At 48.9% G+C, this 11377-nt stretch carries 12 protein-coding genes and 1 tRNA gene; 6 read left to right on the top strand and 7 right to left on the bottom strand.

The window, feature by feature from the left end; translation table 11 throughout:
- Positions 1-3: 3 nt before the first annotated feature.
- Positions 4-1143: a lycopene beta-cyclase CrtY gene (crtY, locus tag ACZ5ZZ_RS07425; RefSeq protein ID WP_464142065.1), complete on the top strand. Its 1140-nt coding sequence runs from the start codon at positions 4-6 to the stop codon at positions 1141-1143.
- Here crtY and tsaA read toward each other — a convergent pair.
- From tsaA to ACZ5ZZ_RS07445, 4 genes are read right to left on the bottom strand one after another with little or no spacing between them, the layout of a single operon-like run.
- On the bottom strand, positions 1140-1922 hold the full coding sequence (gene tsaA, locus ACZ5ZZ_RS07430; protein ID WP_464142068.1) for a tRNA (N6-threonylcarbamoyladenosine(37)-N6)-methyltransferase TrmO: 783 nt from the start codon (positions 1920-1922) through the stop codon (positions 1140-1142). The two genes, crtY and tsaA, sit on opposite strands and share 4 nt — an antisense overlap.
- Positions 1907-2686 (bottom strand): RNA methyltransferase, encoded by a 780-nt coding sequence (locus ACZ5ZZ_RS07435; RefSeq protein WP_464142070.1) that lies wholly within the window; start codon positions 2684-2686, stop codon positions 1907-1909. Before ACZ5ZZ_RS07435 ends, tsaA begins: the two co-directional genes overlap by 16 nt.
- Positions 2686-4752, bottom strand: coding sequence for a methionine--tRNA ligase (metG, locus tag ACZ5ZZ_RS07440; protein WP_464142073.1), 2067 nt, complete (start codon positions 4750-4752; stop codon positions 2686-2688). Before metG ends, ACZ5ZZ_RS07435 begins: the two co-directional genes overlap by 1 nt.
- On the bottom strand, positions 4753-5502 hold the full coding sequence (locus tag ACZ5ZZ_RS07445; RefSeq protein WP_464120866.1) for a carbonic anhydrase: 750 nt from the start codon (positions 5500-5502) through the stop codon (positions 4753-4755). It lies immediately after the preceding gene.
- A 126-nt stretch (positions 5503-5628) separates the two neighbouring features.
- On the opposite strand from ACZ5ZZ_RS07445, the gene ACZ5ZZ_RS07450 reads away from it, so the two are divergent.
- Positions 5629-6603 carry an aminotransferase class IV gene (locus ACZ5ZZ_RS07450; RefSeq protein ID WP_464142075.1) on the top strand — a complete coding sequence of 325 codons (975 nt, stop codon included), beginning with the start codon at positions 5629-5631 and terminating at the stop codon, positions 6601-6603.
- Here the strand turns inward: ACZ5ZZ_RS07450 and mreB are convergent.
- Together mreB and ACZ5ZZ_RS07460 are read right to left on the bottom strand one after the other, a co-directional pair.
- On the bottom strand, positions 6600-7643 hold the full coding sequence (gene mreB / locus ACZ5ZZ_RS07455) for a rod shape-determining protein MreB (protein WP_464134820.1): 1044 nt from the start codon (positions 7641-7643) through the stop codon (positions 6600-6602). The two genes, ACZ5ZZ_RS07450 and mreB, sit on opposite strands and share 4 nt — an antisense overlap.
- 2 nt (positions 7644-7645) lie before the next feature.
- Positions 7646-8260, bottom strand: a complete 615-nt coding sequence (locus tag ACZ5ZZ_RS07460; RefSeq protein ID WP_464142078.1) for a hypothetical protein — start codon at positions 8258-8260, stop codon at positions 7646-7648.
- Between the two features lie 91 nt (positions 8261-8351).
- Between ACZ5ZZ_RS07460 and ACZ5ZZ_RS07465 the strand changes: the two genes are divergently transcribed.
- The 3 genes from ACZ5ZZ_RS07465 (at position 8352) to ACZ5ZZ_RS07475 (ending at position 10223) form a co-directional block, all read left to right on the top strand.
- Positions 8352-9110 (top strand): glycosyltransferase family 2 protein, encoded by a 759-nt coding sequence (locus tag ACZ5ZZ_RS07465; protein ID WP_464142080.1) that lies wholly within the window; start codon positions 8352-8354, stop codon positions 9108-9110.
- Complete coding sequence (locus tag ACZ5ZZ_RS07470) at positions 9085-10065, top strand: hypothetical protein (protein WP_464134825.1); 981 nt, start codon at positions 9085-9087, stop codon at positions 10063-10065. The genes ACZ5ZZ_RS07465 and ACZ5ZZ_RS07470 overlap by 26 nt, the downstream gene beginning before the upstream one ends.
- A gap of 82 nt (positions 10066-10147) precedes the next feature.
- Positions 10148-10223, top strand: a tRNA-His gene (locus tag ACZ5ZZ_RS07475).
- 125 nt (positions 10224-10348) lie between these two features.
- Here the strand turns inward: ACZ5ZZ_RS07475 and ACZ5ZZ_RS07480 are convergent.
- Complete coding sequence (locus ACZ5ZZ_RS07480; RefSeq protein ID WP_464134828.1) at positions 10349-10555, bottom strand: heavy-metal-associated domain-containing protein; 207 nt, start codon at positions 10553-10555, stop codon at positions 10349-10351.
- Between the two features lie 336 nt (positions 10556-10891).
- On the opposite strand from ACZ5ZZ_RS07480, the gene cueR reads away from it, so the two are divergent.
- Entirely contained in the window at positions 10892-11287 is a 396-nt protein-coding gene (gene cueR, locus ACZ5ZZ_RS07485) for a Cu(I)-responsive transcriptional regulator (protein ID WP_464134829.1), read from the top strand.
- Positions 11288-11377: the final 90 nt, after the last annotated feature.

Raw genomic sequence — 11377 nt, forward strand, 5'->3', positions numbered from 1 at the left:
AACATGTTTATAGCTGCAGAAGATAATATTTGGGATTGCCTGATCGTTGGTGGCGGCTTGGCCGGAGGCCTGCTGTTGCAGGCTTTGCGCACAGAGCAACCCACCTTAAAAGTCTTGCTTCTGGAGCGTGGGCCCCAGTTAGGTGGCAATCACACCTGGAGCTTTCATGGATCTGATATCCCGCAAGGGGCTCGTTGGTTGCAGCCACTTATCTCAAAGACCTGGCCTTCTTATGAAGTTCTTTTCCCCAAATACCGAAGAAAGATCGAAAGCACCTATTGTTCGATCAAGGCCCAGGATTTTCACCAGTCTCTGCTGGGTCATCATGCAGATTATATTCTTCTGCAGACCCCGGTGGCTGAAGTTCATCGTGATTGTGTCACGTTGTCTGATGGCAGAATTTTTCGCAGCAAAAAAGTGATCGACGCCCGAGGATGGGGGACCTCTTCGGAAGTAAAACGCGGCTATCAAAAATTCGTGGGTCTGGATGTGAAACTTTCTAGACCCCACGGACTTCAACACGTGATATTGAAAGACGTCCTGGTGCCGCAAGCAGATGGTTATCGCTTCGTCTATATTCTGCCGTGGAATGAGAAAGAACTGCTTGTTGAAGACACCTATTATTCCAACACACCCAACTTGGATGTGGAAACGATCCAAGCGGGAATTCTGCAATACATCAGTCAAAAGGGGTGGACTGTCGAGACAGTGATTCGACAGGAAGTGGGCTGTCTGCCGCTGGATCTATATCCTTCACCCGTGATGTCCGTAAACGCTCAAGAGCCGCTCAGACTAGGGGCATCGTCAGGAATCTATCAGCCCGTCACTGGTTATACATTCCCGCAAACGGTGACTTGTGTTCACGCTTTGGCGACAAGCTCTTTGGATACGTGGGATGTGGTGCTGACAGACGTACAAAAAGGATTTAAGCGGCAAGCTCGTTACTTAAGAACTCTGAACCGCATGATGTTCCTGGCCGCGGTCCCTGAAAAAAGATACGTGATCCTTGAGCGATTCTATCAGCTTTCAGAGGGATTGATTGAACGCTTCTATCAGGGGCGACTCAGTTTGTTTGATAAGTTGCGCATTCTGTGTGGCAAGCCACCTGTTTCTGTTTGGCGTGCGGTTAAAAGTCTTTTTTAAGTCTGGGATATATCAGGGAAAGCCATCTGGAAGCGACGATGCAAATCCTTGTCGCCGTAGGTGTCTTCCGGGCTGTTTAAATCCTCTTTGGAATAACCAGAGAATATTCTGATCACTCGCACATGTTGGTCCTGAATTTCAAACTGCGCGCGCCATGTGCGATAGGCAATCACGAAGCCGTTTGCATTTGGTTTGACGCGTTTTTTGCGCGCATTGTCCGGTTCAAACTCCAGTTGGTGTTGCAAGAAGCCGCGCAGCTGTTGCAACTGATGAAGCTCCAGCCAATCCAGCTGTTTCTGCGCTGGAGGTGAAAATTCAATAGTGAACTTTTCAGCATCCTTAAGCCATGCGGGCTCAACTTCCGGGAACGAATCGGCGTAGGCGACATAGGGTTTAATATCTAAGATGGGACTGCCATCAAGAAGATCCGCACCTTCGACATGAATTTTAAGCTTTTCAATTGATCGAACCTTCACGCAGCTCATACCCACGGGATTGGGGCGATAGGGCGAACGAGTCGCAAACACACCCAGTTTCTTTTGACTGCCCCGCGGAGGCAGCACCATGGGATTCCAGTGATCATTGTGATGAAAAAGAAAAATCACCCAAATCCGCTCGCAACCCTCAAGTCCGGTCAGGGCCTGTTCAAAGTTTTTCCCACCTTGCAGTTCGATATAGCCTGAAGAATGAAATTCGTCGGGCTGTCTGCCGGCTTCATAGGGACGAACCTGCGGGCTGCGGAAATAACCAATCGGTGAAAGTTCTACTTTTGGCGCCATTGTCGCATCCATTCAAATCCCGCCACTGCGGCAGTGACACCTACATTTAAAGAATTCTTTCGTCCGCGCAAGGGAATGATGCGAATCTCGTCAATGACTTTTAAAACCTCAGGATCAAGGCCGAATCTTTCATTGCCCAGCACAAAAGCTGTGGGTTCAGGATCAAACTTTTCATAAAGGTCGGTGGCACTGGCAGCGGTTTCCAGCGCAACAATGCGATAGCCTTGATCTTTAAGCTCCTCCAGGCATTCCAAAAGCTTTGGGGCCTCTTCCCAGGCAAGATATTCCTGCGTTCCCATGGCGGTCTTTTCCACCTTCCACTGTGTGGGAAGGGGGGTGTAACCACAAAGATAAATCTTTTCAGCCCCCAGGCATTCAGCAGTTCTGAAAATAGAGCCCACATTGAAGGCTGAGCGGATATTGTCCAGTACAAACACCAAGGGGATCTTTTCCTGAGCTGTGTCGGTCTTGTCATTTTCAATAACCAGAAACTCATCGTCCTGCAGGTTTTTGTGCAGCAGTCGTTCAAAGGGAATGGCGTAGCTGACAAAGTGTTTTAGTGTCATACCGCCAACCAGATGTTTTTCCAAAGACGCCAGTCGGCTCACAGCCGGATTGTCAGAGCTGGCAAGGTTTGCGATCTTGTTTTTAAGATCTTTCAGTGGGGCTTCCGCAAAAGAAAAATCCCCCGAGGATTTTTCCAGCTTCAGAAAAAGCTGATGAATCTCTTCGAGGGATTTTTTAGCCTGAGCTGAAAGGCTCATTATTTCACTCTCTGGCCAACCTGTGCGCCATCATCTGCTGACAGAACGAATAAGTCGCTGCCACCAGTTCCCGCCGCCAGGATCATGCCTTCAGACATGCCAAACTTCATTTTACGAGGTTTCAAGTTTACGCACACCAAAACTTTGCGCCCCACCAGTTGTTCTGGTTTGTAAGCAGCTTTGATGCCGGAAATAATCTGGCGAATCTGACCTTCGCCGATATCCACTTTAAGTCTAAGAAGCTTGTCGGCTTCTTTGATCTCTTCCGCTTCGATCACCTGGCCAATGCGCAGATCGACTTTGTCGAAATCAGCAAATTCGATTTCTGCCGGGCGACCTTCAGCTCCCGTCGCCGAAGATGCCGCCGGGGCAGCTGCTTTCGGAGCCGCTGTCGATGCGGCTTTTTTTGCAGCCTGAAGCTCTTCGTTGATCTTCTTGCCTTCTTCAATCATGGCTTTGACTTTGTCGGCCTCAATTCGAGTTGCCAAGTGTTCGTAGTCATTGATCGGGCAGTTGGTCAGAACTTTATTTAGGTCAGACCACTGGTAAGAGGATTCATTCAAAAGTTTTGCCACTTTGTCGCTGTAGTATGGCAGAACCGGCTTCAGATAAATCGCAAGCAGACGGAACATATTCAAAGTCGTTGTGATGACCTGTTTGGTTCCTGCCGGATCGGTATCGATGGTTTTCCACGGAGCCTTTTCGTCGAAGTACTTATTGGCATCATCCGCCAAACCGCGGATCTCAGTCAGCGCTTTGGCGAAATCACGGGCTTCATAATGGGCCGCAATACTTTCCGCCGTTTTTTGCGCATGCTCGATCAGCTTTTTGCCTTCAACGTCCGGCTCACTCATCACGCCGTCCATTTTCTTTTTCAGCATCTGGCCACCACGGGATCCCAGATTCGTGATTTTACCCACAAGCTCGGAATTCACGCGGCCCGTGAAGTCTTCCAGATTCAAATCGATATCATCCACAGAGCTGTTCAGTTTTGTGGAATAGTAATAGCGCAGATATTCCGGGTTCAGATGATTCAGGTATGTTCTTGCGGCAATAAATGTTCCTTTGGACTTGGACATCTTTTCGCCATTGACCATCAAGTGACCATGCACAAAGACCTGATTCGGTGAACGGAATTCCGCAGCTTTCAAGAAGGCCGGCCAGAAGATGGTGTGGAAGCGGGCAATGTCCTTGCCGATGAAGTGATAGATCTCACGACTCGGGTCCTGCCAGATGTCTTTCAGGGTCTTGCCTTGATTTTTCGCCCATTGCTCGGTTGTGGACATGTATCCCATCGGAGCATCCACCCACACATAGAAGAACTTCTTGTTGTTCGTGCCCGGAATCGCAAAGCCGAAGTATGGCTCATCACGTGAAATATCCAAATCCTTCAGGTCTTCATTGAACCACTCCAGCATCTTTTTAGAGATCTCGCTAGAGCAGTGTTTTGGGATCCATTCTTCAAGGTAAGCTTTAAAGTCGTTCAGCTTAAAGAAAATGCTTTCAGAGTCTTTAAGCACCGGAGCATTGCCGCACATGGAGCAATGCACTTCCTTCATGTCGCTTGGAGAGTAAGTCGATCCACACACATCACAGGAATCTCCATACTGCTCTTTGGCGCCACATTTAGGGCAAGTGCCCTTCACAAAGCGATCTGGCAGGAACATCTTGTCGTGATTGCAGTACAGCTGCTGAATCAGCTGCGTGCGGGTGTGGTTGCCTTCCTGCATTTTTTTGTAGAAATACTCGCAAAGAAGGCGGTTTTCTTCAGAATTCGTGGAGCCGAAGTGTGAGAACTGAACCTGGAAGTCCGCAAAATCCTGAGTGTGCTCTTTGTAGCTCTGAGCGATCAAGGCTTCAGGAGTGATCTTCATTTCGCGGGCTTTAACCATGATCGGGGTTCCGTGGGTGTCATCAGCGCAGATGAACACACACTCATGACCTCTCATGTTCTGAAAACGGGCCCAGAAGTCGGCCTGAAGATATTCCACCAGGTGACCCAGATGGATGTATCCGTTCGCGTAGGGAAGAGCACAGGTGATCAGAATCTTACGTTTGTCGTTCATTTATCGAAACTCCACATTTCCAGCTTCAAGGCTATAGACAGCCTTCACAATCTTTACCTCACCCGAGGCCACAGCGTCACGCAGGATTGCAGAGCGTTCTAGCAGATCATTGTTCAAGCCCTCGGCCGCCACCATGTCGCCGCAAGAGTCTGAACCCATCAAAACCACCAGATTGGTGCCCAGTGTGCCTACAGAATACTCAAGGCTTTCCTGGACGTTTTTATCCAAGATCAGCTCGCCCGTGCGAATCACGTAAATTTCCCCTAATTTCTGGTCGAAAATGATTTCGGGGGACACTCGAGAATCACTGCAGGTAAAGATTGCAGCGTGAGGTCGCTGCAAAGTGGCAACGCGACGGCGGTCTTTGGCCGAGGCGCCATCGTTACGGAACATTCCTTTTACAAAGCGAGTGTTTCCGTTCTTCAGCCAACCCAGGGATTTTTCAGCCGGAACCGGACCCGCCTCGCGAGGTGTCTTTCCATGGGTTTCGTGAATATGTTGAGCAGCAGCGGCAACAGCCTCTTTCACTTCGGATGCATGGGCTTGTGCTTCGGCATCGTCACCAACCTGAACTGGCGTCATTTCTTTTGCGCCTCCGGTGCTGGTTGCCTGGGAAGGGGCCTCTTTCACATTGCCTTGGGCATCTTTCAGGTAAACTTTGGTTTCTTGATTCGGAGCGCGGTCGCGAGTGAACGACGCACATGCTGTCAGGTTCAGAACCAAAAGGGGAATTAGAAGATGGTTTTGCATTGAAGTCCTCCGTTAGATCTTATTGTCAGGACCTCCCTTGAGTTAGGTCAAATTAAAAACAAAAAAACTACCGTCGTCGTCGCCAAGAAACTAGAATGGGAAAATCATCTCGAAAGCGAGGATCTTATGACATTGCCGGTACTTTCTCCCTCTGAAGTTCAAAAACATCTTTTGCAGCGCCAGTATGCTGCGCAGGGCACGTATCTTGCGATGTACAGTTCTTGGCTGGGTGGGATTGTGAAAGATCCTGGATTGATGATGGTCCCGGTGGACGATCATCTGGTTCATCGCGGGGATGGGGTTTTTGAAGCAATCAAGGTCGTTGATGGGCAGGTTTTCCTTCTGCAGGAACATCTGGAGCGCCTTGAGTCCTCGGCGGGTCAGATTGGTCTGTCCCTGCCGCATTCTTTGCCCGAGATGAAGGAAATTATTTTGCAGACCACAAAAGTTTCCGGCGCGCGCTTTGCGGTGCTAAGGCTCTATATCTCCCGAGGTCCGGGTTATTTTACCACAAACCCGTATGATTCGATCAGTTCGCAAATGTATCTGATTGTGACTTCTTTCACTCCATTTTCTGATGAAAAGTATCTGAAGGGTGTAAAAGTGGGGCGCAGTCATATCGCCCCGAAAGACCCTTGGATGGCTAGAATCAAGACTTGTAACTATCTCCCCAATGTTCTGATGAAAAAAGAAAGTGTGGATCGCAAGATTGACTTCACCATTGGTGTTGACGGGCAGGGCTTCATCACGGAAGGCAGCACGGAAAACATTGTGCTGATTGATAAAGATAAAAATCTGCTTCGTCCGAAGCTTCGTCAGATTTTAAAAGGCACGACGATGATGCGCACGTTTGAACTGGCGGAAAGCCTTGTGGGTGAAGGGGTGCTTAATTCAATTCAGGAAAAGGATCTGAGTGAGCAGGATCTTCTGTCCGCCGCCGAGGCGATGATGATCGGTACGACTTTGGATGTTCTTCCGGTGGTTGAATATGAAGGTCAGAAAATCGGCTCAGGTCAGCAGGGACCTGCGGCCTTCCGTCTTTTGCAGTTGTTGCGTGAAGACATGAAAAAGGGGCCGAAAACGACCCCTGTGAGTTATTAAACTTCCAGTTGAATTTTATCCAGCAGTTCTGGATCACTCAGGACTGCCTCGCCGCCCTTGGCAATTGCTGTCAGCGGATTTTCCGCCACGCGAACCTGCAAGCGAACTTCATTTTGGATGCGCAGATCAAAGTCACGAATCAAAGCGCCTCCACCAGCCAGGGTGATGCCTCTTTCGATGATATCTGACACCAGCTCTGGGGGAGTGTGTTCCAAAGCCTTGTGAATGGCGTTGATAACCTCCTGAATGCAACCGTTCATTGCCAGGCCCACGTCTTCAGAGCTGACTTCCATGGTTCGGTTCATGCCTGTGTCGGCATCACGGCCCGTGATGGTCACGCTGCGGATGTCTTTTTTAGGAACGGCGGTGCCGATGGTGATCTTCAGGTATTCGGCTGTAGACTCAGAGATGTTGAGTTTTTTGTATTTTTTAAAGTAGTCAATGATCGCATCATCCAAACGGTGACCGCCCACGCGAACAGCTTCGCAATAGACGATATCTGCCAAAGCAATCACGGCCACTTCCGTAGTTCCTCCGCCAATATCGATGATCATATTGCCTTCGGCGGATTTGACGTTCAGTCCTGAGCCGATCGCGGCGGCCATAGGCTCGTCAATCAGGAAGACTTCTTTGGCGCCAGCAGCTTTGCAGGAATCAATGACGGCGCGTTTTTCCACTTCGGTCACACCATAAGGCAGGGACACCACCACGCGCGGGCGGGAAAAGGCGCTTTTCACACCCGGTTGGCTGAGGAAGTGCTTCAGCATAACTTCGGAAGTTTCAAAGTCAGCGATGACTCCGTCGCGAATCGGTTTCTGTGCAAAGATGTTGCCGGGGTTGTTCGCCAACTTTTCTTTGGCGTCAGATCCCACAGCAATCACGCGTTTTTTGCCCGGGCTCGTCTGTTGATATGCAATCAGTGAGGGCTCATTCAGGATGATCCCTTTTCCACGCGCTGCAATCAATGTATTGGCTGTTCCCAGATCTACATAAAGATCTGCAGCGGTACCGGTATCGTCCTTAAAGAACCATGACAACATATTTACTTACCGAATCCTTTGTGACTTTCAAATGGGAGGGTGACGAACACAGAAATATAGGAATAAGACTTATTCAAGTCCACACCCAATTCAGCGCCCAGGTTGACTTCATTCCAGTCGACATAATGGAACTCAGTTCCGATGGCGATATTGCTGGCAACGATGTTTTCTTCTTTGGTGTTCAGGAACGTGAAGGGGACTGCTACATAAGGCACAGTCAGGCCGTAATCCGTGTCCACGCGTTTGGAAACCAAAGGTGCGACTTGCAGTTGCAGAAGATTTTCGTCTTCATCGCGAGCCAGGCCCGCACCTACGCGAACGCCCATGGCCGGTTGATTGTCGACGTCAGGAATCGGAATCCACTTCAGGCTGGCAAAGGCGTTAAAGTCCACGGCGCCAGCCCCCATGCTGATTCGGGCACTGGTGGATTCGTTGATAGAGGTGTCCAGGAAGACGTTGAAGTTTGCTCCACCGCCCTTGTTGGTCAGGATTTGAGGTTCAGCACCCAGTTGGTACTTGCCCGGAGCCAGAACCTCCGCGGATTCAGCAATGCTCAAGTACGCCTGCGCTTGCGAAGATAAAAACAGAGCAAAAACGAAGTATTTAGCAAATTTCATGGATAAAAACCTTTCGATTCAAAAAATCGTAGCGAGTCGCGAATCGTTTGACAAGACTTTGATCCAAAGAGACTCTGATTAGGTGATAAAATTGCCGATTTCTCTTGTGATCATTACTTTGAACGAAGAAGCGCACATTGAGCGCTGCATTCGCTCTGCGCCGTTTGTTGATGATGTGGTGGTGGTGGACAGCTTTTCGACGGATCGCACCGTTGAGATTGCTCAAAAATGCGGCGCCCGGGTTTTTCAGGAAAAATGGAAGGGTTTCGGCCCTCAGAAGGCCTTTGCCACGGCTCAGGCAAAGCATGACTGGGTTTTATCTTTGGACGCCGATGAAGCCTTGAGTCCCGAACTGGCCGAAGAGCTTTGCCAGAAGTTTGCCAGTTTGGACCGTGAGGCCGGGTATCTGTTTCCGCGCAAGTCCTATCATTTGGGACGATGGATCACTCACGGCGGGTGGTATCCGGATTATCAGTTGCGCTTGTTTAACAAGTCCCAGTCTCAGTGGAATGCCGCTGATGTTCATGAAAAAGTTGAAGTCAAAAGAAAGCTCAAGGTGAAGCACGATCTGCATCACTGGGTGTTTGACAGCCTGAGCGATCAGGTGGTGACCAATGATCGTTATTCGACCTTGGGGGCTAAGCAGTTAATGGCGTCGGGGAAGAAGTTTTCCTACTTCAAGTTCTTCACGAAGCCTTTTTCGAAATTCATTGAAACTTATATCGTGAAACGCGGATTCATGGATGGACTCCCGGGTTTTATTGTCGCGGTCGGAGCCTCTTATTCCATCTTCCTGAAGTTCGCCAAGATGTGGGAGGCCGAGCGTGTTCAGAAAAATTCCAACAGTTAAAGTTCTTTTTTATGTTTTGATGTCTTTGGGTTTTGCACTGAAAGCTCCGGCCGCAGCTCCTAAGTATCCGGCAGTCAGTCAGGTGCGTGGTGCGGTGTGGTTGACCGGGAAGGACGGCAAGCGCCTGTCCTTGCGAAAACCCGTGGCTCTTAGGGAAAAAGCTGTTCTTGAGACCTCATTGGATGGGGAAGTTAAAGTACAACTTGATGAAAAGCGAACGATCACTTTGCTGGGGGCGGGGGAACTGACGATCCCGGTGATTTCCTGGGAAAGTGGTGAGGCGCCGGTGGTTATTCTGAAGACCGGGCAGTTGCGCTGGCAGCAGAGTTTAAAGGACAAGGCGGCTTATAATATAGCCTTACGTTCGGATCTTTTTGAGTTCATCGCCCCGCCGGGGGATTATGTTTTAAGTGTGGATCCGTCTAGGGCTTTGGCTGGCGTGAAGATGTTTGAAGGCTCCATGGAGTTTTCTGCGCTGAACGGGGAGGACAGTGTCCAAGTCCAAAGCGGTCAGCAAGTCAGTTTCCAAGGAGTTCTTGAAGGTGGGGAAATTGCCTACGATATCCTGCTTAAAGGAAAAAAGATCCCACGTGGACGCCTCACGGCCGTGACGGCGCTGGATCTGAAAGAGTTGGCCAAAGCCAGCGAAGCTGAAAAGTTACGTCAGAAAAAAGAGAAGCTTGAAAAACAGCGCCTGGCCAAAGCCAGGGCTATTGACGCAAAAGAAGGGGCCATCTGCCAAAGACCGGCGGGGCGCTTCAATGAATGTTCATGGACCTGCCTGAATAATCCTAAGAAAGAGAAAAAAGCTTGTTTGGTGACCGTGCCAGGGGTGTCTTGCGTGCGTCATCGATGCAACGCCAATGGGGAATGGGCCGAAGAAACGGTTCTAGATGCCGAAAAAGGCGGCAGTCTTTGTAAGGCGCAGGTTGTCGTAGGTCCTTGTGATTATTAGGACTTTTTAAAATCCTCGATTCTGGGTCATTTTCTTGCTTGCACTTTGTTCGGCTAGGCCCTATAAAAGATCTTCCTTTGTGGTGGGTATAGCTCAGTTGGTAGAGCATCGGATTGTGATTCCGAGTGTCGCGGGTTCAAGCCCCGTTACTCACCCCAATTTTTAGATTTTTATGGACCCCGTCTCGCAAGAGTCGGGGTTTTTGTTTTTAAAGGCGTCGGTCCTTGAGGCGAAAAGAGGGGCCTCAACGAGGCCCCTCTTTTTATTCTAGCTTTTCTTTCAATTATAGGTTGTTGGTCTTTATGACTTCATAGCCGGCCTTTTCAATCAAGGTGGCGATCTCGTCTTTGTCAGCCCCACTCTCAACTTTGACAAGTTTCTGACCGATGTCCACTTGGACTTTTACGTCAGGATCAACTTTTCTGATCTCTCTTTGAATCGAGTTCGCACAGCTTCCGCATGTCATACCTTCCACTTTAAATTCATGCATAAGATCCTCCTTATTTTCTAGATCTTGTTACCCTCAGTTTCGGGCTTCCAGTATTTGGAAGGTCAAAAGAAAAAAATGGATATTTCATTATGAGAAAGAGGCCCAGTGATCTCTTGACCTTCCAATATTTGGAAGCTCTAGGCTGGATACATTTTGGAGGCCGCGCGAAGGCAGGGTGTTCATTTGGCGGGTCCGCCTCCGATGATTGATTCAATCACTCCTCATTTGCTGGACCGTGGAGTGAAAAAACATAACATCTTCGCAGATCCCTTTTATTTCCAAACTAAAGATTCTAATTATTAGAACGTTTGGTTAAGATTAAAGAACGAGGTGACCATGAATATCGGTGAAGCTGCGAAAATTTCCGGCGTTAACGCAAAGTTGATTCGTCATTATGAATCTATCGGTATCATTCCGAAAGCCAGCAGAAGTGAATCAGGTTATAGAACCTATTCGGACGCGGATGTCCATATTCTGTCTTTTGTCAAAAGCGCCAGATCCTTGGGGTTTTCGATGAAAGAAATTAAGAAGCTGGTGAGTTTGTGGAGAAACAAGTCTAGGGCTAGTTCAGAAGTGAAGACTTTGGCTATGAAGCATGTCGAGGAAATGGAAAAGAAGATATTTGAACTGGAACAGATGGTGAGAACGTTGAAACATCTCTCAAAGAGTTGTCAGGGGGATCATCGGCCCGATTGTCCGATTCTTGAAAATCTATCCAGTAGAATGAAATGAGAATCGTTGTAAGTCAGTTGACATAGGTAAAGCTGTGAAGACCGGTGTAAAAAGTATGCCGGCATTCCTAGACGAAACTTTCTGCGCTAC

The organism is Bdellovibrio sp. HM001, from assembly GCF_055397275.1.